25 protein-coding genes are annotated in these 26090 nt (G+C 72.1%); 17 read left to right on the top strand and 8 right to left on the bottom strand.

Annotation, left to right across the window (positions count from 1 at the left end):
• Positions 1-280 precede the first annotated feature (280 nt).
• Positions 281-871: a helix-turn-helix domain-containing protein gene (locus tag ABZ840_RS16760; protein WP_361559864.1), complete on the top strand. Its 591-nt coding sequence runs from the start codon at positions 281-283 to the stop codon at positions 869-871.
• A gap of 58 nt (positions 872-929) precedes the next feature.
• Here ABZ840_RS16760 and ABZ840_RS16755 read toward each other — a convergent pair whose 3' ends face one another.
• Positions 930-1913 (bottom strand): DeoR/GlpR family DNA-binding transcription regulator, encoded by a 984-nt coding sequence (locus tag ABZ840_RS16755; RefSeq protein WP_361559861.1) that lies wholly within the window; start codon positions 1911-1913, stop codon positions 930-932.
• A gap of 740 nt (positions 1914-2653) precedes the next feature.
• On the opposite strand from ABZ840_RS16755, the gene ABZ840_RS16750 reads away from it, so the two are divergent.
• Both ABZ840_RS16750 and ABZ840_RS16745 read left to right on the top strand, forming a co-directional pair.
• Positions 2654-3253, top strand: a complete 600-nt coding sequence (locus ABZ840_RS16750; protein WP_361559858.1) for a hypothetical protein — start codon at positions 2654-2656, stop codon at positions 3251-3253.
• Between the two features lie 126 nt (positions 3254-3379).
• Positions 3380-5281: a hypothetical protein gene (locus ABZ840_RS16745; protein ID WP_361559855.1), complete on the top strand. Its 1902-nt coding sequence runs from the start codon at positions 3380-3382 to the stop codon at positions 5279-5281.
• 51 nt (positions 5282-5332) lie between these two features.
• Here the strand turns inward: ABZ840_RS16745 and ABZ840_RS16740 are convergent, their stop codons facing one another.
• The gene (locus ABZ840_RS16740) at positions 5333-6769 is read right to left on the bottom strand and encodes an NAD(P)H-quinone dehydrogenase (protein ID WP_361559852.1); all 1437 of its coding nucleotides are present in this window, start codon (positions 6767-6769) and stop codon (positions 5333-5335) included.
• Between the two features lie 229 nt (positions 6770-6998).
• On the opposite strand from ABZ840_RS16740, the gene ABZ840_RS16735 reads away from it, so the two are divergent.
• The 3 genes from ABZ840_RS16735 to ABZ840_RS16725 all read left to right on the top strand — a co-directional run bounded on the left by ABZ840_RS16735 (position 6999) and on the right by ABZ840_RS16725 (position 10313).
• Entirely contained in the window at positions 6999-7436 is a 438-nt protein-coding gene (locus ABZ840_RS16735) for a gamma-glutamylcyclotransferase (protein WP_030254019.1), read from the top strand.
• Between the two features lie 127 nt (positions 7437-7563).
• Positions 7564-8385, top strand: coding sequence for a purine-nucleoside phosphorylase (locus tag ABZ840_RS16730; RefSeq protein WP_361559849.1), 822 nt, complete (start codon positions 7564-7566; stop codon positions 8383-8385).
• A 260-nt stretch (positions 8386-8645) separates the two neighbouring features.
• On the top strand, positions 8646-10313 hold the full coding sequence (locus ABZ840_RS16725) for a phospho-sugar mutase (protein WP_361559846.1): 1668 nt from the start codon (positions 8646-8648) through the stop codon (positions 10311-10313).
• A gap of 120 nt (positions 10314-10433) precedes the next feature.
• On the opposite strand, the gene ABZ840_RS16720 is transcribed toward ABZ840_RS16725, so the two are convergent.
• Positions 10434-11051, bottom strand: coding sequence for a PH domain-containing protein (locus ABZ840_RS16720; protein WP_361559843.1), 618 nt, complete (start codon positions 11049-11051; stop codon positions 10434-10436).
• A gap of 158 nt (positions 11052-11209) precedes the next feature.
• Here ABZ840_RS16720 and deoC point away from each other — a divergent pair, with 158 nt between their 5' ends.
• The 3 genes from deoC to ABZ840_RS16705 are packed head-to-tail and all read left to right on the top strand — an operon-like array spanning position 11210 to position 14516.
• Positions 11210-12205, top strand: coding sequence for a deoxyribose-phosphate aldolase (deoC, locus tag ABZ840_RS16715; protein WP_361559955.1), 996 nt, complete (start codon positions 11210-11212; stop codon positions 12203-12205).
• Between the two features lie 12 nt (positions 12206-12217).
• Positions 12218-13657: an aldehyde dehydrogenase family protein gene (locus ABZ840_RS16710; protein WP_361559840.1), complete on the top strand. Its 1440-nt coding sequence runs from the start codon at positions 12218-12220 to the stop codon at positions 13655-13657.
• Positions 13650-14516, top strand: a complete 867-nt coding sequence (locus tag ABZ840_RS16705; RefSeq protein WP_361559837.1) for an aldehyde dehydrogenase family protein — start codon at positions 13650-13652, stop codon at positions 14514-14516. Before ABZ840_RS16710 ends, ABZ840_RS16705 begins: the two co-directional genes overlap by 8 nt.
• A gap of 80 nt (positions 14517-14596) precedes the next feature.
• Here ABZ840_RS16705 and ABZ840_RS16700 read toward each other — a convergent pair whose 3' ends face one another.
• Complete coding sequence (locus tag ABZ840_RS16700) at positions 14597-15004, bottom strand: hypothetical protein (protein ID WP_361559834.1); 408 nt, start codon at positions 15002-15004, stop codon at positions 14597-14599.
• A gap of 169 nt (positions 15005-15173) precedes the next feature.
• On the opposite strand from ABZ840_RS16700, the gene ABZ840_RS16695 reads away from it, so the two are divergent.
• Positions 15174-15803 (top strand): ATP-binding protein, encoded by a 630-nt coding sequence (locus ABZ840_RS16695; protein ID WP_361559831.1) that lies wholly within the window; start codon positions 15174-15176, stop codon positions 15801-15803.
• 161 nt (positions 15804-15964) lie between these two features.
• Here ABZ840_RS16695 and ABZ840_RS16690 read toward each other — a convergent pair whose 3' ends face one another.
• On the bottom strand, positions 15965-16756 hold the full coding sequence (locus tag ABZ840_RS16690) for a SigE family RNA polymerase sigma factor (RefSeq protein WP_361559828.1): 792 nt from the start codon (positions 16754-16756) through the stop codon (positions 15965-15967).
• 251 nt (positions 16757-17007) lie between these two features.
• Between ABZ840_RS16690 and afsQ1 the strand changes: the two genes are divergently transcribed.
• The 5 genes from afsQ1 to ABZ840_RS16665 all read left to right on the top strand — a co-directional run bounded on the left by afsQ1 (position 17008) and on the right by ABZ840_RS16665 (position 20817).
• Positions 17008-17685 carry a two-component system response regulator AfsQ1 gene (afsQ1, locus tag ABZ840_RS16685; protein ID WP_131124765.1) on the top strand — a complete coding sequence of 226 codons (678 nt, stop codon included), beginning with the start codon at positions 17008-17010 and terminating at the stop codon, positions 17683-17685.
• Entirely contained in the window at positions 17682-19304 is a 1623-nt protein-coding gene (locus tag ABZ840_RS16680; protein ID WP_361559824.1) for a HAMP domain-containing sensor histidine kinase, read from the top strand. The genes afsQ1 and ABZ840_RS16680 overlap by 4 nt, the downstream gene beginning before the upstream one ends.
• The gene (locus ABZ840_RS16675; protein WP_361559821.1) at positions 19301-19930 is read left to right on the top strand and encodes a hypothetical protein; all 630 of its coding nucleotides are present in this window, start codon (positions 19301-19303) and stop codon (positions 19928-19930) included. Before ABZ840_RS16680 ends, ABZ840_RS16675 begins: the two co-directional genes overlap by 4 nt.
• 117 nt (positions 19931-20047) lie before the next feature.
• On the top strand, positions 20048-20554 hold the full coding sequence (locus tag ABZ840_RS16670) for a VanZ family protein (RefSeq protein WP_361559952.1): 507 nt from the start codon (positions 20048-20050) through the stop codon (positions 20552-20554).
• Positions 20555-20613: 59 nt separating this feature from the next.
• The gene (locus tag ABZ840_RS16665; protein ID WP_361559818.1) at positions 20614-20817 is read left to right on the top strand and encodes a PspC domain-containing protein; all 204 of its coding nucleotides are present in this window, start codon (positions 20614-20616) and stop codon (positions 20815-20817) included.
• A gap of 119 nt (positions 20818-20936) precedes the next feature.
• Here the strand turns inward: ABZ840_RS16665 and ABZ840_RS16660 are convergent, their stop codons facing one another.
• Positions 20937-21200 carry a hypothetical protein gene (locus ABZ840_RS16660; RefSeq protein WP_361559815.1) on the bottom strand — a complete coding sequence of 88 codons (264 nt, stop codon included), beginning with the start codon at positions 21198-21200 and terminating at the stop codon, positions 20937-20939.
• 152 nt (positions 21201-21352) lie between these two features.
• Complete coding sequence (locus tag ABZ840_RS16655; protein WP_361559812.1) at positions 21353-22528, bottom strand: adenosine deaminase; 1176 nt, start codon at positions 22526-22528, stop codon at positions 21353-21355.
• A gap of 214 nt (positions 22529-22742) precedes the next feature.
• On the opposite strand from ABZ840_RS16655, the gene ABZ840_RS16650 reads away from it, so the two are divergent.
• Positions 22743-23510: an alpha/beta hydrolase gene (locus ABZ840_RS16650; RefSeq protein WP_361559809.1), complete on the top strand. Its 768-nt coding sequence runs from the start codon at positions 22743-22745 to the stop codon at positions 23508-23510.
• Between the two features lie 229 nt (positions 23511-23739).
• On the opposite strand, the gene ABZ840_RS16645 is transcribed toward ABZ840_RS16650, so the two are convergent.
• Positions 23740-24732, bottom strand: a complete 993-nt coding sequence (locus tag ABZ840_RS16645) for a LysR substrate-binding domain-containing protein (RefSeq protein WP_361559806.1) — start codon at positions 24730-24732, stop codon at positions 23740-23742.
• A gap of 36 nt (positions 24733-24768) precedes the next feature.
• Between ABZ840_RS16645 and ABZ840_RS16640 the strand changes: the two genes are divergently transcribed.
• Positions 24769-26088: an MFS transporter gene (locus ABZ840_RS16640; protein ID WP_361559803.1), complete on the top strand. Its 1320-nt coding sequence runs from the start codon at positions 24769-24771 to the stop codon at positions 26086-26088.
• Positions 26089-26090: the final 2 nt, after the last annotated feature.

Below are 26090 nucleotides of genomic sequence, written 5' to 3'. Positions count from 1 at the left end.
TCAACGCCCACCGCTCCGGCACCGTCAAGGGCCTGACCGCCGAGGTCGGCGCCTCCCTCACCGCCGGCGCCGTCATCTGCGAAATCAAGGACTGATCCGGAGGGGCGGGGGAGCGACCACGGCGTCGCCCGTACGCAGCTGACCGAGGGGCGCCCGGCCGACCGAGCCGGGCGCCCCTCGGTCGTACGGGCTTCGGCCACGGACCGGGCCGGCTGTTCGGTCACCCGATACCGTTGAGGCGAGTCCTGCCTACGGAAGGGCAGGTACAGGAAGGACGGCGATGGCCACCGAGACGGCGCACACCGATTCCGCACGCCCCATGCGGGCCGACGCGCGCCGGAACTACGAGCGGCTGCTGGCGGAGGCCCGGACGGCCTTCACCGAGCGCGGCACGGACACCTCGCTGGAGGACATCGCGCGCCGGGCCGGTGTCGGCATCGGCACGCTCTACCGCCACTTCCCGGACCGGACCGCGCTGATGGGCGCCGTGTTCCAGTGCGAGGTGGAGGCCCTGCTGGCCCGCGCACGGGAGCTGGGCGACGCGCCGCAGCCCTGTGCCGCGCTGGTGGAGTGGCTGCGCGCGATCATCACGCACGCCAGCACCTACCGCGGGCTGTCGCGCGCGCTGATGGCGGCGCCGGCCGACGAGAGCTCCGGGCTGGCCAGATGCAGCCGGCCGATGCGCGAGGCGGGCGGCGTACTGCTCACCCGGGCCCAGCAGTCCGGTGCCGTACGTCCCGATGTGGACATCCGGGACCTGATGCAGCTGACCAACGGCATCGCGCTGGCCGCGGAGGAGTCGCCGGACGACCCGGAACTGGCCGACCGGCTGCTGACACTCACCCTGACCGGCCTGAAGGCCGGCCGGTGAGCGACGTAGTCGTACGGAAGCACGTGCCGAGCGGCTGAGACCCCGCGGTTCTCAGCGCTCAGCGCCGTCGTGGCGCCAGGTCGGCGACCCGGCCCGACTGCGGATCAGGTGCGAGCGCGGCCGAGCGCAGCTGCGGCCCGGCGCCGGTGGGGGAATGGCTGCGCCGTTGTCCCGGCAGTGGTACCTCCCTTCTCGGACCCCGGCGGTCCGCCGCCGGGGTACCTTCCGCACTCCCCTGGCCCTGGGCGGCCGCCGCCGCGGCCCCGCCGGCGACCGTGATCTGCACGCCCTGGTCGGCCAGGGCCTGCAGTTCGGTCGCGGCACGGTCGTCGTGGCCGGGCGGTTCGTCCGTCACCAGGCGTGTGATGACGTCGGTCGGCACCGTCTGGAACATGGTGTCCGTACCGAGTTTGGTGTGGTCGGCGAGGACCACCACCTCCGCCGCCGCCTGCACCAGCGCCCGGTCGACGCTGGCGGAGAGCATGTTGGAGGTGGAGAGTCCGCGCTCGGCGGTCAGACCGCTGCCCGACAGGAAGGCACGGGACACCCGCAGCCCCTGGAGGGACTGCTCGGCACCGCTGCCGACGAGCGCGTAGTTGGAGCCCCGGAGCGTGCCGCCGGTCATGACGACCTCGACGCGGTTGGCGTGCGCCAGGGCCTGGGCGACCAACAGGGAGTTGGTCACGACGGTCAGCCCCGGGACCCGGGCGAGCCGGCGGGCCAGCTCCTGTGTGGTCGTCCCCGCGCCGACGACAATGGCCTCGCCCTCTTCGACGAAGCTCGCGGCGAGATCGGCGATGGCCGTCTTCTCCGCGGTTGCTAGATGGGATTTCTGCGGGAAGCCGGATTCGCGGGTGAAGCCACCCGGCAGCACCGCACCGCCGTGCCGGCGGTCGAGCAGTCCTTCCGCCTCCAGTGCCCGCACGTCCCGCCGTACGGTCACTTCTGAGGTCTGGACGACGCGGGCGAGCTCACGGAGCGAAACCGCTCCGTTCGCTCGCACCATTTCAAGGATCAATTGGCGACGTTCTGCAGCGAACACGAAACTGACAGTAACGCCAACGACCGTCTGTTTTCAGCAGGTTGCACCAATTATCGGAAGTTGTTCGTCTCCGACACCCGCGAGTGATATAGGGCGGTCGTTCGTGCGAACCCGCCCGAACCTCACCACCCCGACCTCGCCCACGGGGGTCGAGATAGCGAGCATAGGTACTGAGGCGGCAACCCACCTGCCAAATCCTCGGGTCGCCTCCGACGGGAGCCGACGCGGGAGACACCCCGCTACGCACACGCTCTGCCCTACGGCCTACTTGGCGGCCGGAGGCCGGCCAAAGGCGCTCTGGCCGGACGCATGACCGGTCGTCACCTCGACGAGTGGCGAAAAACTGACCGTACATCATCTTTTTGTTGCAGGAACGGTTTTCGCACCGTACGCTCCCCGGTCAACACGTGAAACACAGATCTCCGCTCCACCAGGACTCAGGAGATCCGGTCGCAGCGCGGGACTCCGTCCGTACAGCCGCTGCCACCGGAGAACCGCCCTGCGAACATCCTTCGTCTGAAGCTTCATGGCTCCACCGAGGGGTGCCCTCCCAGGTGAGTACCGGCGATCGGAGTCTGCCACTGGAACGTGCGAGCGCCGCGCGCTCTCGCATGACGGAGTGCAGGGCAGTCCCCAGCCCGGAGATTTCCGGGCACACCGACTTCCTGCGTTGAGCCGAGAGGCTCCGAGGAGGTCGAGCGTTGAAGCCCTTACGGCCCGTCAGCCCTGACGCATGGACATTGACGGCATTCTGCGACGAATCGCTGCGCCGTCGTGCGCAGGGAGACGGCATCTACCTGCTGTCCGCCATCCTCCTGCCGTTGGCCATGGTGCCGGCAGTTCGGGAGGAGATGAGTTCCCTGCGGCTCAGCGGGCAGCGGAAGCTGCACTGGCGCGACGAGGGTGAGCGCCGACGGCCGCTGCTGGTCAGCCGTACCGCGTCGATCGGGCCGGAGGTACTCATCGCCACCTGGTGCGCGATGGAGCACAGGCGGCAGGAGCGCGCCCGCCGCAAGGCGATGCAGACCCTGCTGGCCGCGCTGGGCGAGCGGGGGGTGACACGGGTTCTTTTCGAGTCCCGGGGGCCGGAGCTGGACCGGCGGGACATCGCCGGGCTGGCTGGCATGCGCGGCTCGGGTGTCCTGCCGCCCACCATCCGTGTGGACCACGCGGCCGGTGCGACCGAGCACGCGCTCTGGACCGCCGACATTGTGCTGGGGGCCTTCGGAGCAGCGCTGGACGGCGATCTGCGGTACTGGAGCGAACTCCGCGCCAATACCAAGACGACGGTGCTGACCTGCGGCCAGTGCGCTGCTGCCCACGGTCCCGCCGCTCCGTGAAAGCGCGAAGGCCAGGCTTCCGTCGTCCGGCGGATCACCTGGCCCCACTTGCCGAGCCCTCCTGGGCCCAGCCCACTCCACTCTGCCCGTCATGGATAACCCGGTCAAGCAGGAGGTCAGCCACACATGAGTGAAATGGAAATAGAACACAGCATCCCGGAAGCCGACTATCGAGACCGCATCGAGGTACTGCGGGACCGCATCGCACAGCTCACGGTGCGGGACCGCCGGTCGGTCGATGCCGCCGCCGAGCGGCTCGTACAGGCCGATGGCGTCCAGATCGGGCACGACGAGGAGACCGCCGGGGAGCTGCTGGCCACGGTGGTCGATCCGCGCGGCGTCCGGCCGGCTCAAATTAGGCCGCAGCGGGTCCGTGGGAACCGTGTCCTGCACCTGCTGCGCACCACTGTGTGGACACCGTTCCTGCTTGTCGACGCGACCAATGGCCGGTTCGTTGTCGGGCAGACGTACCTGTCGGATCCCGAGGTGGGGGCGAGAGGATCGGCCCGCCTGGCGCTCCCGGCACCGGAATCCCCTGCGGATGTGCCGTCCCTGATCTACCGGGGAACCCGGGCCGCTGTCGCCGGCGCGCTGGACGCCAATGCCGACTTCGTCCGCAGGAACAACAGCTGGGTGGACGACATCGGAGCCAACGGGGTACTCATGCCCCTGCTCGCCGGTCACGTCGAATACCGGTTCTCCGACGGCACGCCCCGGCAGGCGGTGGGTGTGGTGGACGGCTCGTCGAGAACCGCGTCGGCCCACCGGATCCTCGGTCTCAGCGAGTCCGCCATCCTCGGTATGGATCCGGCAGAGCAGCGCCGCTGGCTCGCCAAGCTGGTCCGGGGGCTCGCCAAAGATGCCACGGACCTGGCGGACGACGAGCGGCTTCGCCTGACCGACCTGGTCGCGGCCGAAGCAAAGGTCAACGCCCTCACCGCCGAGGCCGATCTGATCGTCGGCTGGAGCTGGTCCGAACAAGCCTCCACTCAGCAGCGCACCGGCAAGCCGAGCTACGTCAGCACCCTCAATCTTGCACTGGGCGCCCAGAACATCGAGCCAAAGGCCTTCTCCGCCGAGGCGCAAAAGACCTTGCTGGCAGAGCGCGCCGTGAACACGCTGGCCGACTACGGGCTGATCAGCGCCGACGAACTGGTCTTCGCCCTCGGCCGCGAGGACCTCACTGCCGTCGCGCAGAAGCTGGGCTACAGCGTGCACCAGGACGAGCGGTGCGCCTGGCTGATCCGGCTGATGACGACGCCCGACCGTGCCCGCCGCAAGGTGATCAATGAAGTACTCGGCTCCAAGGCGTTCTCACCGAAGAGCCGGTCTCCGTACGCCATCGAACTGGCCCTCCGCTCCTTTTCCAGCCAGGACCAGCAGCTGCTGGAACGCGCGCGCAACGCTGCCGTCAATGCACTGTGGGGACGGGCCGGCCAGGACTGGGACCTGCCGTCCCGGCCCACCGACACAGATCTCGATCAGCTGGAGCAGGAAGCGCTGGCGGAGGTGGCAGACGGAGCTAACGGCCCGCGCTGCGACGAGGTGATCGCCCGGGCCGTCGTACCCCTGCTGGCTCTGGGCGGTCTGGGCGTCGACCGCGGTTCCGCGGCGTACCGAGGCCACGCATCGACAGTCATCGACAAGATGATCACTAACGACTGGGGGATCCGTCAGCTCATGGCAGTCGTGCGGGCCTCCCGACGCCGTGAGGCGTTCCCCCGCATCGACGAGAACGGCACATTCCTCTCTGATGCCGAGCTGCCCAACACTCCGCACCACAACAACGACTGGCTGCGCCAACGCGTGCTGATGAAGCCCACGGACACCAGCACGACGAAGGGCGACCAAGCGGAGCAGCGCGTGCGCCACGGCATCGCTGCCGCGCGAGCAGCGTTCGATGACTACCGCGAGGAGATGGAGCCGACCTACCAGTCACTCAAGGACAGCGTCTGGCAGGAAGCCATGACAGGGGTCGATGCGCTGTCCAAATCGCTGCACCTGTACGTAGTGGCGGAGGACGACTGAGCGATCGGGAAGAGATGCGGGGCCCGGCACCGGGCACGGGCCCCGCTTGGCTCACTCCCCGGCGGACTTGCGGGTGTGCAGTTGCCGCGCGACCTCGGCTATCGAGCCGGAGAGCGAGGGGTAGACGGTGAAGGCGCTGGCGATCTGCTCCACCGTCAGGTTGTTGTCCACCGCGATCGATATCGGATGAATGAGCTCGCTCGCGCGCGGTGATACGACCACACCGCCCACGACGATGCCCGTGCCGGGGCGGCAGAACAGCTTGACGAAGCCGTCGCGGATGCCCTGCATCTTTGCACGCGGGTTGCGCAGCAGGGGCAGTTTCACGACGCGGGCGTCAATCTTGCCGTTGTCGACGTCGGCCTGGCTGTAACCGACAGTGGCGATCTCCGGGTCGGTGAAGACGTTCGCGGAGACGGTCTTCAGGTTCAGCGGGGCCACCGCGTCGCCGAGGAAGTGGTACATCGCGATCCGGCCCTGCATGGCCGCGACCGAGGCGAGCGCGAAGACGCCGGTGCAGTCGCCGGCCGCGTACACGCCGGGGGCCGAGGTGCGGGAGACCTTGTCGGTCCAGATGTGGCCGGAGTCCTTGAGCTTGACGCCGGCCTCTTCCAGGCCGACGCCCTCGGTGTTCGGGATCGAGCCGACGGCCATCAGGCAGTGCGTGCCGGTGATCGTACGGCCGTCCGAGAGGGTCACCTCGACGCGGTCGCCGACGCGCTTGGCGGAGGCGGCGCGGGAGCGGGACATGACGTTCATGCCGCGGCGGCGGAAGACGTCCTCCAGGACGGCGGCGGCGTCCGGGTCCTCGCCCGGGAGCACGCGGTCGCGGGAGGAGACGAGGGTGACGCGGGAGCCGAGGGCCTGGTAGGCGCCGGCGAACTCGGCACCGGTGACACCGGAGCCGACCACGATGAGCTCCTCGGGGAGCTCGTCCAGGTCGTATACCTGCGTCCAGTTCAGGATGCGCTCGCCGTCGGGCTGCGCGTCGGGGATCTCGCGGGGGTGCGCGCCGGTGGCGACCAGTACGGCGTCGGCGGTCAGCGTCTCCTCGCTGCCGTCGGCGGCGGTGACGGTGACCTGGCGGGAGCCGTCCACGGCCTGGCCCGGCTCCAGCCGGCCGCGGCCGCGCATGACCCGGCCGCCGGCGCGGGTGACGGAGGCGGTGATGTCGTGGGACTGGGCGAGCGCGAGGCGCTTCACACGGCGGTTGACCTTGCCGAGGTCCACGCCGACGACGCGCGCGGGGCGGTCGATGTGCGGGGTGTCGTCCTCGACGATGATGCCGAGTTCTTCGTACGACGAGTCGAAGGTGGTCATCACTTCGGCCGTCGCGATGAGAGTCTTCGAGGGGACGCAGTCGGTGAGCACCGATGCGCCGCCGAGGCCGTCGCAGTCGACGACGGTCACCTCCGCGCCGAGCTGGGCGCCCACCAGCGCCGCCTCGTAGCCGCCAGGTCCGCCACCGATGATCACGATCCGGGTCAAGGGATTACGCCTCGCGCTCTCGTATTCCGGCCCAACCGGCGCGGTTCCGGCCGGGGGTCCCGGGGGTCGCCCCCCGGGAGATGCAGTACGTACTCATTGTCCCGCACGTGCCTCCCGCGTTCAGCGCGGGGGCCGCCGTACGGACCCGCCGTCCGCGGGAGCGCAGGCCGGACGCGGTGGCCCCGGTGGATCCACGGGACCCGGCCCGCCCTCCCGTACCCTCTGATCCATGTCGCTCTACGCCGCCTACGCCGGCAACCTCGACGCGCGGCTGATGTCCCGCCGCGCCCCCCACTCACCACTGCGCGGCACCGGCTGGCTGAACGGCTGGCGGCTCACGTTCGGCGGGGAGCAGATGGGCTGGGAGGGGGCGCTCGCCACGCTGGTGGAGGCACCGCGTTCCCAGGTCTTCGTCGCGCTGTACGACATCGCTCCGATGGACGAGGAGTCGATGGACCGGTGGGAGGGCGTCGGCATGGACATATACCGCCGGATGCGGGTCAGGGTGCACACGCTGGACGGCGACGAGGCGGCCTGGCTGTACGTCCTGAACGGCTACGAGGGCGGGCTGCCCTCCGCCCGGTACCTCGGCGAGATCGCGGACGCGGCCGAGTCGGCGGGTGCTCCGCACGACTATGTGATGGAGCTGCGGAAACGGCCCTGCTGAGGGCGCGCGGGGCCCGGCGGCGCGGGCTCGCCGCCGCCGGTTCGTAGGAAAAGACGAAACGCACCGTCGCACGTCCGTGATGAGACACATCTACGCGCGTAGGCGATTACCGGCTACCCTCGTCCGCGTGAACGCATCTGTTACCCCGGACCTGGCGAGCGACCCCCGTACCGCCGCCACCGACGCCGCCGACCGCCTGCGCGAGCTGACCGGCGCCGAGACCCACGACGTTGCCCTGGTCATGGGCTCCGGCTGGGCTCCGGCCGCCGAGGCGCTGGGCGAGCCCGAGCACGAATTCCTCGTCACCGAGCTGCCGGGCTTCCCGCCCCCGGCGGTGGAGGGGCACGGCGGCAAGGTCCGCTCGTACCTCATCGGCGACAAGCGCGCACTGGTCTTCCTCGGCCGGACGCATTACTACGAGGGCCGCGGAGTGGCGGCCGTCTCCCACGGCGTCCGTACCGCCGTGGCCGCCGGCTGCAAGACGGTCGTGCTCACCAACGGGTGCGGCGGTCTGCGCGAGGGCATGCGTCCCGGCCAGCCGGTCCTCATCAGCGACCACCTGAACCTCACCGCCACCTCCCCCATCGTCGGCGCGAACTTCGTCGACCTGACCGACCTGTACTCGCCGCGGCTGCGCGCGCTGTGCAAGGAGGTCGACCCGACCCTGGAGGAGGGCGTCTACGCCCAGTTCCCCGGGCCGCACTACGAGACCCCCGCCGAGATCCGGATGATCCGTACGCTCGGCGCCGACCTGGTCGGCATGTCCACCGTCCTGGAGGCCATCGCCGCACGTGAGGCGGGTGCCGAGGTGCTGGGCCTGTCGCTGGTGACCAACCTCGCCGCGGGCATGACCGGCGAGCCGCTCAACCACGAAGAGGTGCTCCAGGCCGGCCGCGACTCCGCGACCCGCATGGGCAGCCTGCTCGGCCAGGTGCTCAGCAAGATCTGACGCGGCCCGGTACGGAACCGGCCGGTGGCCGGTTCCCGCCGTCCGGGCCGGACGCGGGGTAGGGGTGAGGAGCCGGGGCGTACGCGGGAACCAGGGCGTACGCCGGTCCGTCCGTAGGGCACCGTGCGCGCGGCGCCACGTTCGCCGACGCCGTGCGCGCCCGGCACGGCCTCCCGTGCCCCGCACCCGAGCCCGGTCCGTACCGCACGCGCACCGCACCCACAGGCACCCCTCACGCACCCCACAGGCAGGAGCATCACGTGGCAACCGTCCCCGCGGAGCTGACCGGCCGGGCGAAGGCCTGGCTGGCCGAGGACCCCGACCCCGAGACCCGCGAAGAGCTGGCGAAGCTCATCGAGACCGAGGACACCGACGAGCTGGCGGACCGGTTCGCCGGCACCCTGCAGTTCGGCACCGCGGGCCTCCGCGGCGAGCTGGGCGCGGGCCCGATGCGGATGAACCGCGCCGTCGTCATCCGGGCCGCCGCCGGCCTGGCCGCGTACCTCAAGGACCAGGGTCAGGGCGACGGCCTGGTCGTCATCGGCTACGACGCGCGCCACAAGAGCGCCGACTTCGCCCGGGACACCGCCGCCGTCATGACCGGCGCGGGCCTGAAGGCCGCGCTGCTGCCGCGTCCGCTGCCCACCCCCGTGCTCGCCTTCGCGATCCGGCACCTGGGCGCGGTGGCCGGCGTGGAGGTCACCGCCAGCCACAACCCGCCCCGCGACAACGGCTACAAGGTCTACCTCGGCGACGGCTCGCAGATCGTGCCGCCCGCCGACGGCGAGATCGCCTCCCGGATCGACGCGGTCGGCGCGCTGGCCGACGTGGCGCGCCCGGAGGGCGGCTGGGACGTGCTCGGCGAGGACGTCCTCACGGCGTACCTGGAGCGCACGCAGGCGGTGCTCACGGCCGGCTCGCCGCGGGACACCCGCGTCGTCTACACGCCGATGCACGGCGTCGGCCGCGAGGTGCTCGTCGGCGCGTTCGAGCGGGCCGGGTTCCCGGCGCCGGTGGTCGTGCCCGAGCAGGCCGAGCCGGACCCGGACTTCCCGACCGTCGCGTTCCCCAACCCCGAGGAGCCGGGCGCGATGGACCTGGCCTTCGCGGCGGCCCGTACGGCGGACCCCGACATCGTCATCGCCAACGACCCGGACGCGGACCGCTGCGCCGTGGCCGTACCGGACCCGGAGGCCGCCGCGGGCTGGCGGATGCTGCGCGGTGACGAGGTCGGCGCGCTGCTGGCCGCCCATGTGGTGGGCTCGGGCGCGCAGGGCACCGTCGCCACCACGATCGTCTCCTCCTCGCTGCTCTCCCGGATCGCCGCGGCGGCCGGCCTGCCGTACACGGAGACGCTGACCGGCTTCAAGTGGCTGGCCCGGGTGGACGGCCTGCGGTACGCGTACGAGGAGGCGCTGGGGTACGCGGTCGACCCGGCCGGGGTGCGGGACAAGGACGGCATCACCGCCGCGCTGCTGATCACCGAGCTGGCGGCCGTGCTCAAGCGGGACGGGCGCACGCTGACCGGCCTGCTGGACGACCTGGCCGTGGAGCACGGGCTGCACGCCACCGACCAGCTGTCCGTGCGGGTGGAGGACCTGTCGGTCATCTCCGACGCGATGCGCCGGCTGCGCGAGCAGCCGCCGGCCTCGCTCGGCGGGCTCGCGGTGACCTCGGCCGAGGACCTGTCCCAGGGCTCGGCTTCGCTGCCGCCGACCGACGGCCTGCGGTACACCCTGTCCGGGGCCGGCGAGGTCGCGGCGGGCCGGGTGGTCGTCCGGCCCAGCGGCACCGAGCCGAAGCTGAAGTGCTACCTGGAGGCCGTCGTCCCGGTCGCGTCCCGGGAGGCGCTCCCGGAGGCACGCCGTACGGCCGCCGCTGCGCTCGCCGCGGTGAAGTCCGACCTGTCGGCCGCGGCGGGTCTGTGACACCCGGGGGCGGGCCTCAAGGCCCGCCCCTTCAGGGGCGCGGGGAACTGCGCGACCGGCCACGACGGCGCCGCGGTCGGCTACCGGGCGCGCCACCCGCCCCGTACCCCGGTTCTCGCGCTACAGCGCGAACAGCACCACCAGCGCGACGGCGCCCACCGCGAGCGGCGCGAGGATCTCGTACGCCCAGCGCACGGCGACGGCGCCCTGCGCCTCCTCGCGCACCGCGTTGCGTTCCTGCAGCTCGCGCAGCTCTTCCAGCGAGCGGTCCGCCGCCGCGCGCCGCACCTCCACCGGCTCGGCGCCGCGCGCGGCGGCCCCCGCCGCCTTGGCGGACATCCGGTTGGCGCGCTTGCGCTGGCGCAGCGAGACCGGGATCGACCAGAGCTGGTACTTCTTGCCGCCCGCGAAGACCTCGCAGGAGAAGGACGCGCGCAGGTCCTCGACCGATGCCCAGGGCAGCGTGATGGTGCGGAAGGGGTTCCGTACGGTCAGCCGCTCCGCGTTCGCGCGCACCACGGGCCGCAGGGTGTAGGCGATGATCAGCGGCACGCCGAAGAGCAGCCCGGCGACCGCCAACAGGCGGGTGCGCGGAGTGCCGTTGATCAGCGCGTCGATGCCCAGCCAGGCGAGGAGCGCGAGCAGCAGGACGCCGCCGACCAGGGCCGCGGGCGACCGGTAGGTGCGGTCCGCGTAGGTCTGCGCGGGCCGGCTGGAGGAGTTGTCCGGGCTCGTCATACCGGCGATTGTGCCCGACAGTCCGGCATCCGGACGTTGCGGTCCGGCATCGATGGCCGGCCGCCCGGCCCGGGGGCGCGGAATCCGCCCGGAATTCCCCGGTACCACCTGGAGGGGTGACACACCGCTACGCGCGTAGATATGCTCCCCTCGTGACCATGCCCACCACTGTTCCCGCATACGGCAAGGAAGCCGCGGGCCGTCTGGCGTCGATGGCGGACGTGACCGCCGACGACCGGGCGCTGCGCCGTTTCCTGCACGGCCTCCCGGGCGTCGACGCCGTCGGGCTGCAAGCCCGCGCCGCCGCGCTCGGCACCCGCTCGATCAAGAACACGGCGAAGGCGTACGCCATCGACCTCGCCGTCTCGATGATCGACCTGACGACGCTCGAAGGAGCGGACACCCCGGGCAAGGTCCGGGCCCTGTGCGCCAAGGGCGTCAACCCCGACCCCACCGACCGCACCGTGCCGAAGGTCGCCGCGATCTGCGTCTACCCGGACATGGTGGCGACGGCCAAGGACGCGCTGGGCGCCTCCGGCATCCATGTCGCCTCCGTGGCCACCGCGTTCCCCGCCGGCCGCGCCGCGCTGCCGGTGAAGCTCGCCGACACCCGGGACGCGGTCGCGGCCGGCGCCGACGAGATCGACATGGTGATCGACCGGGGCGCGTTCCTCTCCGGCCGGTACCTGGAGGTCTTCGAGGAGATCAAGGCCGTCAAGGAGGCCTGCGTCCGCGCGGACGGCAGCGCCGCGCACCTGAAGGTCATCTTCGAGACCGGCGAGCTGCAGACGTACGACAACGCGCGCCGGGTCTCCTGGCTCGCGATGCTCGCGGGCGCCGACTTCATCAAGACCTCCACCGGCAAGGTCGGCGTCAACGCCACTCCCCCGGTGACCCTGCTGATGCTGGAGGCCGTCCGCGACTTCCACGCGCAGCTCGGGGTGCAGGTCGGCGTGAAGCCGGCCGGCGGCATCCGCACGACCAAGGACGCGATCAAGTACCTGGTCATGGTCAACGAGACCCTCGGCGACGCGTGGCTGACCGCGGACTGGTTCCGGTTTGGCGCGTCCAGCCTCCTCAACGACCTGCTGATGCAGCGCCAGAAGCTGAGCAGCGGCCGGTACTCCGGCCCCGACTACGTGACGGTGGACTGAGACCCCATGCCCATGGAAAAGCAGGCTTTCGAGTACGCACCCGCGCCGGAGTCGCGCGCGGTCGTCGACATCGCGCCGAGTTACGGGCTGTTCATCGACGGCGAGTTCACCGAGGCGGCCGACGGCAAGGTCTTCAAGACCGTCTCGCCCGCGAACGAGGAGGTCCTCTCCGAGGTCGCGCAGGCCGGCACCGCCGACGTCGAGCGCGCCGTGAAGGCCGCCCGCAAGGCGTTCGAGAAGTGGTCGGCGCTGCCCGGTGCCGAGCGCGCCAAGTACCTCTTCCGCATCGCGCGGCTGATCCAGGAGCGCTCGCGCGAGCTGGCGGTGCTGGAGTCGCTGGACAACGGCAAGCCGATCAAGGAGTCCCGCGACTCCGACCTGCCGCTGGTCGCCGCGCACTTCTTCTACTACGCGGGCTGGGCGGACAAGCTCGGCCACGCGGGCCTCGGGCCGGACCCGAAGCCGCTCGGCGTCGCCGGGCAGGTCATCCCCTGGAACTTCCCGCTGCTGATGCTGGCGTGGAAGATCGCCCCGGCGCTGGCCTGCGGCAACACGGTCGTGCTGAAGCCCGCCGAGACCACGCCGCTCTCCGCGCTGTTCTTCGCGGACATCTGCCGCCGGGCGGGCCTGCCCAAGGGTGTCGTCAACATCCTGACCGGCGACGGCTCGACCGGCGCCGAGCTGGTCGCGCACCCGGACGTGAACAAGGTCGCCTTCACCGGCTCCACCGAGGTCGGCAAGGCCATCGCCCGTACGGTCGCGGGCACGGACAAGAAGCTCACCCTGGAGCTGGGCGGCAAGGCCGCGAACATCGTCTTCGACGACGCGCCGATCGACCAGGCCGTCGAGGGCATCGTCAACGGCATCTTCTTCAACCAGGGCCATGTCTGCTGCGCGGGCTCCCGGCTGCTGGTCCAGGAGTCGGTCCAGGACGAGGTGCTGGACGCGCTCAAGCGGCGCATGCAGACGCTGCGGGTCGGCGACCCGCTGGACAAGAACACCGACATCGGCGCGATCAACTCCGCCGAGCAGCTGGCCCGGATCAAGGCGCTGGCCGAGGCGGGCGAGGCCGAGGGCGCCGAGCGCTGGGCGCCGGCCTGCGAACTGCCCGGCGCGGGGTACTGGTTCGCGCCGACCCTGTTCACCGGCGTGACGCAGGCGCACCGCATCGCCCGCGAGGAGATCTTCGGCCCGGTGCTGTCCGTGCTGACCTTCCGTACGCCGGAGGAGGCCGTGGCCAAGGCGAACAACACGCCGTACGGCCTGTCCGCGGGCATCTGGACCGAGAAGGGCTCCCGGAGCCTGTGGATGGCGGGCAAGCTGCGCGCCGGCGTCGTCTGGTCCAACACGTTCAACAAGTTCGACCCGGCCTCCCCGTTCGGCGGCTACAAGGAGTCGGGCTTCGGCCGCGAGGGCGGCCGGCACGGTCTGGAGGCGTACCTGAATGTCTGATCGGCTGAGCGTCTTCAAGACCTACAAGCTGTACGTCGGGGGTAAGTTCCCCCGGTCCGAGAGCGGGCGGGTGTACGAGGTGACGGACTCCAAGGGCAAGTGGCTCGCCAACGCCCCGCTGTCCTCCCGCAAGGACGCCCGGGACGCGGTCGTCGCGGCCCGCAAGGCGGCCGGCGGCTGGTCGGGCGCGACCGCGTACAACCGCGGGCAGATCCTCTACCGCATCGCGGAGATGCTGGAGGGCCGCCGGGAGCAGTTCGTCTCCGAGGTCGCCGACGCCGAGGGACTGTCGAAGTCCAAGGCGGCGGCGCAGGTGGACGCGGCGATCGACCGCTGGGTCTGGTACGCCGGGTGGTCCGACAAGATCGCGCAGGTCGCGGGCGGCGCGAACCCGGTCGCGGGCCCGTACTTCAACCTCTCCACGCCCGAGCCGACCGGTGTGGTGGCCGTACTGGCGCCGCAGGAGTCCTCGTTCCTGGGGCTGGTGTCGGTGATCGCGCCGGCGATCGTCACCGGTAACACCGTCGTGGTGGTGGCGAGCGAGAAGGCGCCGCTGCCCGCGCTGTCGCTGGGCGAGGTGCTGGCCACCTCCGACCTGCCCGGCGGCGTGGTGAACGTGCTCTCGGGCCGTACGGCGGAGATCGCCGGCCCGCTGGCCGCGCACCAGGACGTCAACGCGATCGACCTCGCGGGCGTGGCGGGCGACGCGGAGGAGGCGACCGCGCTGGAGACGGCGGCCGCCGACAACCTCAAGCGCGTACGCCGTCCACAGGCTGTGGACTGGGCCGCCGACCCCGGCACGGACCGCATGCTGGCCTTCCTGGAGACCAAGACGGTCTGGCACCCGATGGGCGTCTGAGCCCGCCGCAGCACGCGCCACAGGGGCGCCCGCGGCCGTCCGTACGGCTCGCGGGCGCCCCTGTCGTACGTCCGGGGGCCCTACCCGGGCAGGGCCTGCGTCACCGCGCCCACGACGGGCAGCTGGCCCAGCGCCGCTCCGCTGGACAGCGGCGCGGTCAGGCCCGCGGTGCTGATCGGCTTGAAGTCGGCGATCTGGGTGCCGACGGCGTTGTCCGTCGGGTCGCTGCCGGTGCCGGAGAGGGGGTTGAGATGGAGGTTCTTGACCGTACCGAGGCCGCTGCTGGTGGCCTGCTGGAGCGCGCCGACCGTGGCGCCGGTGGCCGCCCGGATGTCCTCCAGGCTCGCGGGATCCGACTTCCCGTCGGCGGCCGTGGCGGTCGAGGCGCCGGTGGCCAGTGCGGCGCCCGCCATGGACACCGCGAGCCCGGCGCGCAGCAGCCCGCGCGCCGTACGGCTCTGCTGGGGAAGACGTGCGTGAGAGGCCATGAGCACCTGCCTGTGGAGTCCGTCGCGGCGGCGCCGACCGCCGCACCGCCACCGGTGAGCCGATTGTCTGTAATGGGTCGGATGCGCAGCGTAGTTGACTGATGTGTCCACATTCCACCTTGTACGGCTGGGGTAGCTCACACGGGCGAATGCGGGACAATGAGTGCCCGTGAGCTTTCTCCCCAGCGCGCCGCCCGCCCGCGTCATCCTGCTGACCGGCCCCTCCGGCTCCGGAAAGTCCTCCCTCGCCGCCCGCACCGGCCTGCCCGTGCTGCGCCTCGACGACTTCTACAAGGAGGCCACGGACGCCTCCCTGCCGCTGCTCCCGGACGGCGGCACCGACTGGGACTCGCCACTGTCCTGGGACGCGGCCACCGCGGTCACCGCGATCGAGGAGCTGTGCCGTACGGGCCGCACGGCCGTCCCCGTGTACGACCTCGCCGCCAGCGCCCGGACCGGCGAGGAGAAGCTGGAACTGGCGGGCGCGCCGCTGTTCATCGCCGAGGGCATCTTCGCCGCGGAGATCGTCGCGGCCTGCCGGACCGCCGGCGTGCTGGCCGACGCGCTGTGCCTGCGCGGCAGACCGGCCACGACCTTCCGGCGGCGGCTGCTGCGCGACCTGCGCGAAGGCCGCAAGCCCGCCGGGGTGCTGGTGCGCCGGGGGCTGCGGCTGCTGCGCGCCGAGCGGACGGTGGTGGCCCGGCAGACAGCCCTGGGCGCGTACGCCTGCGCGAAGGCCGAGGCGCTGACCCGCATAGCGTCGGCGGGCGCCGGCGCCTCCGACCCCGTACGGAGCTGACGCGGCAGCGCGTTCACCCGCAACAGACACGAAGAAGCGGGAATCGGCAGACCCCCCGTCTGCCGGTTCCCGCTTCCTCTTCCCCGTTCCCCCCTGCGTTTCCCCCGTGTTCCCCCCGTACCGCGGTCCCCCCGGACCGCTTCCCCCGTGGGTCCCCGCCCTCAGGCCACCAGCTCGCCGAAGGATTCCTCCTGGTCGCGGCCGAAGCTGAGGACGTCGTCCTCGCGCAGCCGCCGCAGCGAACGCCAGATGCTCGACTTCACCGTGCCGACGCTGATGTTCAGTATGTCGGCGATCTCCGGGTCCGTCCGGCCCTCGTAGTAGCGCAGGACGAGCATCGTGCGCTGCGTCTCGGGCAGCTTGACCAGTGCCTGCCACAGCACGGCACGCAGCTCGGTGCCGCGCATCGCGTCGTGGTCACCGGCCGTCTCCGGCAGTTCCTCGGTGGGGTACTCGTTCAGCTTCCGCCGACGCCAGGCACTGATGTGCAGGTTGGTCATCGTGCGGCGCAGGTACCCACCGACCGCCCCCTTGTCGCTGATCCGGTCCCACGCCCGGTAGGTCGAGAACAGCGCGCTCTGCAGCAGGTCCTCGGCCTCGTGGCGGTCGCCGGTCAGGTGGTAGGCGGTGGCGTACAGGGAGGCGCGGCGCTCCTGGACGTAGGCGGTGAATTCAGCTTCGCTGTCCACCGCCGCCGGCGCGGCGCTCCGCTCCTCCGTGGCCTCCCCGTACGTGCGTCCCCCGTCGGTCCCCCCGTCCGCGGCCGGAGCCGCGGTTCCCACGACGGTGTCAACGGCCTCGACCGGCGTCACGAAGAACGCGGCCTGACGCTGACGCCCGGTGCCGCGAGCGCACCCCCGCCCGCTCACGGCACCGGACTTCTCCCCGGCCCGCACGACATCGTGGAGACGCGTGATTACTGCGCTGTTGGCGGTGCTGTGCAGTGTGTTCATCTCGCGCCCCCCGTCGGTTGAGCCGGCTCGTTCATCTGCGGTTCCGGGCCGTTCTCACCCGGTGCCAGAAACTCTGCCGCGGCAGTTTCATCGCGTTGTCCGCCGACTGTCACAGCCCTGTCACAGGGGGCCGCGTGAGGTTCACAGCGCCTGCTCGCGGCGTGCGCCGGGGCGGGTGGGGCGCGTGCGGAGAGGGGCGGACGGCCGCCGCCGGTCGAAGTCCGGCCGCGCCATGGGCCAGAATGGCGCACGTGCCTTTCCTGTTGCTGATCGAGGACGACGACGCCATCCGCACGGCCCTCGAACTCTCGCTGTCCCGCCAGGGTCACCGTGTGGTGACCGCGGCGACGGGCGAGGACGGCCTGAAACTGCTGCGTGAGCAGCGCCCCGACCTGATCGTCCTGGACGTGATGCTGCCGGGGATCGACGGTTTCGAGGTGTGCCGGCGGATCCGCCGTACGGACCAACTGCCCATCATCCTGCTGACCGCACGCAACGACGACATCGATGTGGTCGTCGGACTGGAGTCCGGTGCGGACGACTATGTCGTCAAGCCGGTGCAGGGGCGGGTGCTGGACGCCCGGATCCGGGCGGTCCTGCGGCGCGGCGAACGCGAGTCGAGCGATTCGGCGACGTTCGGCTCGCTGGTCATCGACCGTTCGGCGATGACCGTCACCAAGAACGGCGAGGACCTGCAACTCACGCCGACCGAACTGCGGTTGCTGCTGGAGCTGAGCCGCCGGCCCGGTCAGGCGCTGTCCAGACAGCAGCTGCTCCGCCTGGTGTGGGAGCACGACTACCTCGGCGACTCGCGCCTGGTGGACGCCTGTGTGCAGCGGCTGCGGGCCAAGGTGGAGGACGTGCCGTCCTCGCCGACGCTGATCCGCACGGTCCGCGGGGTCGGTTACCGGCTGGACACCCCGCAGTGAGCGAACCGGCCGCGGGCCGGCTGCGCGGCGTGGCGTCAGGGCTGCTGCGCTGGACCAGCCTGCGGCTCCGGCTGGTGGTGGTCTTCGCGCTGGTGGCGCTGACCGCGGCGGTCTCCGCCTCCGGCATCGCCTACTGGCTCAACCGCAACACCGTGCTGGACCGTACGCAGAACGCCGCGCTGAAGGACTTCCGTACCCAGCTGGCGGAGCGTACGCGGTCGCTGCCGCTCCACCCGGCCTGCGGGGAACTGCGGGACGCCGCGCGCCGGATGGCCGCCGGCCCGCAGAACTACGACGTACTGCTGCTCGCCAAGGACGGCGCGGGCCGGACCTGCACCGCCACCACCGACCCTGACCTGCTGAACCTGAAGACCGTGCCGAAGACGCTCCAGAAGGCCGTGGAGCAGCGGCGCCCCGTGGACGCCTCGAACCGGGCGCCGTACCACCTGTACTGGCAGCGGCAGGAGATCGAGGACGACCCGTACTTCGTGGCAGGGGCGCGGCTGAACGGCGGCGGCCCGACGGGGTACATGCTCAAGTCGCTGGCCACCGAGCGGCAGGACCTGAACTCGCTCGCCTGGTCGCTGGGCGTGGCCACGCTGCTGGCGCTGGTCGGCTCGGCGCTGCTGGCGCAGGCCGCCGCGACGACCGTGCTGCGCCCGGTGCAGCGGCTCGGCACCGCCGCGCGCGAGCTGGGCGAGGGCAAGCTGGACACCCGGCTGCGGGTGACCGGAACGGACGAGCTGGCCGATCTCTCCCGTACCTTCAACCGGACCGCCGAGCGGCTCCAGCAGCGGGTGGAGGAGCTGAGCACGCGGGAGGCGTCCTCGCGGCGGTTCGTCGCGGACATGTCGCACGAGCTGCGGACGCCGCTGACCGCGATCACGGCCGTGACGGAGGTCCTGGAGGACGAGGCCGACGCGCTGGACCCGATGATCGCGCCCGCGGTGCAGCTGGTGGTCAGCGAGACCCGGCGGCTGAACGACCTGGTGGAGAACCTGATGGAGGTCACCCGTTTTGACGCGGGGACGGCCCGGCTGGTCCTGGACGACGTGGACGTCGCGGACCAGGTGACCGCGTGCATCGACGCGCGCGCCTGGCTCGACGCGGTGGAGCTGGACGCCGAGCGCGGCATCATGGCGCGGCTCGACCCGCGCCGCCTCGACGTGATCCTCGCGAACCTCATCGGCAACGCCCTCAAGCACGGCGGCTCGCCGGTACGGGTCTCCGTCCGTACGGAATCCGGCGCGGACGGCGACCGGCTGCTCATCCGCGTACGGGACCACGGCCCCGGCATCCCCGAAGAAGTACTGCCGCACGTCTTCGACCGCTTCTACAAGGCGAGCGCGTCCCGCCCCCGGTCCGAGGGCTCGGGCCTGGGCCTCTCCATCGCCATGGAGAACGCGCACATCCACGGCGGCGAGATCACGGCGGCCAATTCCCAGGAGGGCGGCGCGGTCTTCACGCTGCGCCTCCCGAGGGACGCCTCACGGCTCGCGGAGGGCGGCGACGGCGGCCCCGGCGCGGAGAACGGCTCAGGGCCGGGAGCAACCGCCGAGCCGCGGCAGCGGACCGGCGAGAGCGACGGCGACGGCCCGGCGGCGGAGGGCGAGCGATGAGGCGGGCCACGGGCCGGGCGGCCCGGCGGACCGCCGCAGCCGTCGCCCTGCTCGCCACCGTCGCGGGCTGCGGCATCCGCGGTACGTCGGTACCGGTGGACGCGGGCGGCGCGCCCTCACGGGTGAGCTGCAAGGCGCAAGACGCGGCCGGGGTGCCGGAGGTGCCGGTCGGGGTGCCGGTTCGGATCTACCTGGTGTGCAGCTCGGGGCTGGTGCCGGTGGAGCGGACCGTGTCGCTGCCGAAGGCCGGTACGGCCGAGGACCGGCCCCAGATGGCCCGTACGCTCCTGACCGAGCTGCGGCAGCAGCCGGCGCCCGGCGAGGCCCTGGCGGGCTTCGAGACGGCCGTGCCGGAGGACCTGACGGTGTCCGGGCCGCGGGACGGCGACCCCGAGGACGCGCTGCGGCTGAACACCCGCCCGGAGGACCTGCCGTCGTTCGCGCTCGCACAGCTGGTGTGCACGTACGGGACGCGGATGCCGGTGGACGGGAAGCGGGCCGCGGTGCTCGGCGGCCCGGACGACGCGGCGCCGCGCCACTACGACTGCTCCGACGCCGTCCTCCGCCACCCGGACACCGCCCGGAACGCCGCCTGGAGCAGCAAGCCGGCCGCGGACAAGGGCTGAGCCCCCGCCCGGCACCCGCCGGACCGCTGTGACGGCCCGCACGGAACCGCCGCCGCCGGTCACGGCGTCTGGGCGGGTGTGCAGCATCATGGCCCCGGCACGACGGCCGGTTTCCGTATGCGCGCCGCGGGCTTCGTGCTTCTTCTGGCGCATCTGTCGGTCGTCTACTCGCTGACGCTGCGACCACGGGCGGTGCCCTGGGTGCCCGAGGCGAACCTCCGGCCGCTGGAGACGATCCGCGGCGCGCTGGCGCTGGGCCCGTGGGAGGCCGCGCACCAGCTGGGCGGCGCGGTCCTCCTGATGGCGCCCCTGGGGGTACTGCTCCCGATGGCGGGCGGCCGGCTCACCGCCTCCGCGCTGGGCTCCTTCACCCGTACCGTCTTCACGGGCGCGATGATCGCCTTCGCCGTCGGACTGCTCCAGAGCACGGTGCCGGGGCGGGTGCCGGACGTCGACGTGGTGCTGCTGAACACGCTCGGGGTCGCGCTGGCGCACCTGCTCGTCGTCCCTGTGGTCAGGGCCCGGCTACGCCGCCGGGATGACCCGCGGCGGGGGCGGACCCCGACGATCGCCAGGGTCGGGATCGCTCGGCAGGCCGACGTACTGTCCGGCTCGCGCACTTAGCGTGGAGGCATCGGGTCGCACCGGAAGCGGCCCGCAAACCTACGGAGGAGTCGAGCCCCATGGCCGCCGCACTGGTCCGCCCCCGCAACAACAGGATGATCGCCGGAGTCTGCGCGGGTCTGGCCCGGCGCTTCGGCACGACACCGACGACGATGCGCGTGATTTTCGTGCTGTCGTGTCTGCTGCCCGGTCCCCAGTTCCTGGTCTACCTGGCCCTGTGGATCTTCCTCCCGTCGGAGAAGAAGTACAGCGAAGCCTGGTGAGCCGCGCGCCGCGGCGGGCCGGCCGGGAGCACCGGCCGCCCGCCCGGCGCCCACCGGCACACGGCGCGCCCCGGTCCGTACGCATCCGTACGGGCCGGGGCGCGCTGGTACGCGGTGTCTCAGCCGCCGAGCGGGAGGCCGCCGCCCACTGCCTTGGTGACGCCGCCGGTCGGCAGGCCGCCGAGGAGGTTGCCCTTGGCGTTCGTCTGGCCGCCTTCGTCGGAGGCCGGCGCGGCCTTGCCGGTGACGCTCTGCAGCGCACCGCTGGCGGCACCGGTGACCGGCTCGGCCGCGGTGGCGGCGGAGGCAGTCCCGGCCGCGGTGGCGGCGATGGCGGCACCGAGGGCCGCGGCACCGATGATCTTGACGGTTCCCTGCTTCATCAACTTTTGTCCTCGTGACGGGGGTTTGTCGGCACCCGACGCTAAAGACATGATCGCCGAAGCCGCAAACATCCCACATGCCCGGTTCGGCGCCGTACGAGCCGCGCGGCGGCCTCCGCCCCAGCGCCTCACCGAGCGTCAGGATGCCCTGCTCACGCCGAGTCCGCGCGCCCCTTCGGGAAGAGCCATTCCGACTTCAGTTCGGCGTAACCGGGCTTGATCACGTCGTTGATCATGGCCAGACGTTCATCAAAAGGAAGGAAGGCGCTCTTCATTCCATTGACGGTGAACCACTGCATGTCGTCGAACGTGTACCGGAACGTCTCCACCAGGTGCTCGAATTCGCGCGACATGCTCGTACCGGACATCAGGCGGTTGTCGGTGTTCACGGTCAGCCGGAACTGCAGCCGGCGCAGCAGCCCGATCGGGTGCTCGGCGTAGGAAGTGGCCGCCCCCGTCTGGAGGTTCGAGGTCGGGCACATCTCCAGCGGGATGCGCTTGTCCCGCACGTACGAGGCCAGCCGCCCCAGCTTCACCTCACCGATGTCGATGGGGGCACCCCCTGGACGGAGCTTGTCGGAGTCCTTGGGGGACTGGATGTCGTCGATGATCCGCACGCCGTGGCCGAGCCGGTCGGCGCCGCACCACTGGAGCGCCTGCCAGATCGACGGCAGTCCGAACGCCTCGCCCGCGTGGATCGTGAAGTGGTTGTTCTCGCGCTTGAGGTACTCGAACGCGTCCAGGTGGCGGGTGGGCGGGTAGCCCGCCTCGGCACCCGCGATGTCGAAGCCGACGACGCCCAGGTCGCGGTAGCGGTTGGCCAGTTCGGCGATCTCCAGGGCGCGGGCCGCGTGCCGCATCGCGGTGAGCAGCGCGCCGACGCGGATGCGGTGGCCGTTGGCGCGCGCCCGCCGTTCGCCCTCCCGGAAGCCCTCGTTGACCGCCTCGACGACCTCTTCGAGGCTCAGCCCCTTCTCCAGGTGCTGCTCGGGGGCGTACCGGACCTCGGCGTAGACGACACCGTCGGCGGCCAGGTCCTCGGCGCACTCCGCGGCCACCCTGGCCAGCGCGTCGCGGGTCTGCATGACGGCGCAGGTGTGCGCGAAGGTCTCCAGGTAGCGCTCCAGCGAGCCGGAGTCGGCGGCCTCGCGGAACCAGATGCCGAGCTTTTCCGGGTCCGTCTCGGGAAGGCCGTCGTACCCGGTCTCGCGGGCGAGGTCGACGATCGTGGCGGGGCGCAGACCGCCGTCGAGGTGATCGTGGAGGAGCACCTTCGGCGCGCGGCGGATCTGCTCTGCGGTCGGGAGGTTGGTGGTCTCGCTCGTCATTGCCGCACTGTAGCCCCTACGCGCGTAGAACGCACTAGCGATCCGGCCGCGTCTCCCACCCGTCCCGGCCGCCCCGTACGGACTCCCCCGGCACGCCCGTACGACTGCCGTACGGCCGCGGGCACCGCCACCGCACCGCCGTCCAGCACCGATACGGAACAGTGACCCGTACACGGGGTGGGCCACCGACCCCCGTTCTGCCATCGTTCTGCCCATGGATGGCCGATCGGTGTCCGGGCGCACGGCCCGGCTGGGGAAACGACTGGGCTCGGGGACGGGTACGGGGACGGCGGACGGCGCGGTGAACGCGGTCGCCGTATTACTGCCCGAGGGCTGCGAGACGAGCACCGCGCGGATCTCGCCGGCGGCCGCGCTGGCCGCGCGCTCACTGGCGACGGCGCTGGCGCGGGCCGGCCGCGGACACGGGCTGACCACCCATGTCCTGCACTTCCGCTGCCGCGGCTGGAACGGCGAGGCGGCCCACCCGGCGGCGGACGCGGAGTGGGCGGTGACCGAGATCGTCAGGCGGTACGGCGACGTCCCGGTCTGCCTGGTCGGTACGGGCACGGGCGCCCGGGCCGCGCTGCTCGCCGCCGGCCACCCGGCGGTCAACTCCGTCCTGGGCATCGCCCCCTGGCTCCCGGCCGCAGCGCCGGCCGACCCCGTGAAGCAACTGGTGGGCCGCCGCGTCCTGCTGGTGCACGGCACCAACGACGCGCGCATCGCCCCCGACCTCTCCTTCCGCTACGCCGAGCGCGCCAAGAAGATCAACCGCGACACCTGCCGCTTCGAGGTCCACTCCGACGGCCACGGACTGCACCAGCACCGCGCCGAACTCCGCTCCCTCACCACCGACTTCGTCCTCGGCTCCCTCTTCCACCGCGGCTACTCCCGCCCCGTCCAGGACGCCATGGCCGCACCCCCACCACTGGGCCTGCGAATGCCCCTGGCGGCGGGTTTTGGGGCGACGCTGGGGAGATGAGCACCTCGGGCCGGGCTGAGCCGCCCGGGCGGGGCTGAGCCGACGGGGGCCCGGGCTGAGCCGCCCGAGCCGGACTGTCAGTGGGTGCCGGTAGCTTCGGGAGGAGTGTGGCGGAGGTGGGGGAGGGGCCCCGTCACCGGGCTCCCGGGGGCTTCCCCCTTGCGGGGAGAGGGAGGGGCCCTGCCAGGAAACAGGCGAGCCGCCCGCTCCTCGGCCCCCTCCCCCGCCCTCAGTTCAGCAGTTGCCCCCGGCGGCTCAGCAGGAATTTCTTGAAGGCCGCCACCGGGGGTGTGTCCACGTGGCCGTCGAGCCAGGCGACGCCGATCTCGCGGACGGCGCGGGGCGCGGTGACGGTCAGTTCGACGACGCCGGGGCGCGGGACCGGCGGGGGCGGGAGGAGGGCGACGCCGAGGCCGGCCGCGACCAGGCCGCGGAGCGTCTCGGCCTCCTCGCCCTCGAAGGCGACCTTCGGGGTGAAGCCGGCCTCGGCGCACAGGGCGTCGGTGATGCGGCGCAGTCCGAAGCCGGGTTCGAGGGTGACGAACAGTTCGTCGGCGGCCTCGGCGAGCCGGATGCGCTTGCGGACGGCGAGCGGGTGGTCGTCGGGCACGACCAGGCGGAGCTTCTGCTCGTCCAGGCGGCGGGCGACCAGCTCGGGCGCGTCGGGGACCGGGGAGGTCAGGCAGAGGTCGAGGTCGCCGGCGCGGAGCCGGTCGAGCATCGCCTCGCCGTAGGTCTGCACGAGCTGGAAGCGGACCTTGGGGTGGTCGGCGCGGAAGGTGCGCAGCAGGCCCGGTACGGTCTCGGAGCCGAGGGTGTGCAGGAAGCCGAAGGCGACCTTCCCGGCGGCCGGGTCGGCGTCGGCGCGTACGGACTCGGCGGCGCGCTCGATGTCGCTCAGCGCGCGCTCCACGGAGGCGAGGAAGGCGCGGCCCGCCGGGCTGAGGGACAGGGTGCGGCCGTGCCGGGCGAAGAGCGCGACGCCCAGCTCCTCCTCCAGGCGGACGACGGCGCGGCTGAGGGTCGGCTGCGGCATGCCCAGCTCGTAGGCGGCGCGGGTCACGTGCTCGTGCCGGGCCACCGCCTCGAACTGGGCGAGGCGAGGTGCCAGCACCGCCGCCCAGGACGAATCCGGGGTGTCTTTTCTGTTGCGGAGCTGCAACAGAGGACGCTGTGAGCTGTGATCATGCGGCATGGAATCGATTATGGCGTTTCGATGCATTGGACGCATGAACTGTGACGGTCGTACGTTCGGGTCATGCCCTCCGCTGATACCAGGGCGTCCGCCACCACCCGCGCGGACGCCTCTGCCCAGTCGTCCACCACCGTCGATTCCGCCGCGACCGCTGCCGACCCCGAGGCCGGCAAGTTGCGGCCCGGGGGCCCCGGCTACCGCCGGATGAGCTTCGCGCTCTTCGCGTCCGGCATCTCGACCTTCGCCCTCCTCTACTCCACGCAGGCGCTGCTGCCCGCCATCTCCGACGACCTCGGGGTGACGCCGGACCAGGCCAGCTGGACCGTGTCCGCGGCGACCTTCGGTCTGGCCCTCGCGGTGCTGCCGCTGAGCGCCTGTTCGGAGCGGTTCGGCCGCCGCACGATGATGACGGTGTCGCTGAGCGTCGCCGCCGTGGTGGCGATGCTGGTGCCGTTCGCGCCCTCGCTCGGCGTACTGATCGCCCTGCGCGCCGTCCAGGGCGTGGCGCTGGCCGGCGTGCCGGCCTCGGCGATGGCCTTCCTGGCCGAGGAGGTACGGGCCAAGGCGCTGGTCGCCGCGGTGGGGCTGTTCGTCGCGGGCAACAGCATCGGCGGCATGTCGGGCCGGATCGTGACCGGCTGGGTCGCCCAGGCCTGGGGCTGGCGCGCGGCGCTGGCCGCGGTCGGCGCGATGGCCGTGATCTGCGCGGTGGTCTTCCGGCTGATGGTGCCGAAGGCGCGGCACTTCGTCCCGAAGGCGGTCGGCCCCAAGGCGCTCGGCAGGACCATCCTGGGGCACCTCTCCGACCCGCTGCTCTGCCGTCTGTACGCCATCGGCGCGCTCTTCATGACGGTCTTCGGCGCGGTCTACACGGTGATCGGGTACCGCCTCGTCGGCGAGCCGTTCTCGCTGCCGCAGGGCATCGCGGGCTCGGTCTTCCTGGTCTACCTCGTCGGCACGGTCTCCTCGGCCGCGGCCGGCCGCCTGGTCGGCCGGACGGGGCGGCGCGGGGCGCTGTACCTGGCCGTCGGCACGACGGCGGCGGGCCTGCTGCTGTCGCTGGCGGACGTGCTGATCCTGGTGGTCCTCGGCCTGGTCCTGATCACCGCCGGCTTCTTCGCGGGCCACGCGGTGGCGTCCTCGGCGGTCAGCCGTACGGCGAAGACGGCCCGTGCGCAGGCGTCGGCGCTGTACCAGAGCGCGTACTACATCGGCTCCAGCGCGGGCGGTGCGCTCGGCGCGGTGGCGTTCCACGCCGGCGGCTGGGCGGCCACGGTCGCCCTCGGCCTGCTGGCGATGGTCGTGGCGGCGGCGGTCACCCTGTACGCCACGCGCAAGGCGGTCGCGGAACAGCGAGTACTGCAGATGCAGAAGGCCGCGTAGCG

The sequence above is a fragment of the Streptomyces sp. NPDC047117 genome (assembly GCF_040643545.1).
Taxonomy (GTDB): Bacteria; Actinomycetota; Actinomycetes; order Streptomycetales; family Streptomycetaceae; genus Streptomyces.
The sequence above is the reverse complement of the archived record's forward strand: the minus strand, read 5'-3'. Positions and strand labels throughout refer to the sequence as shown.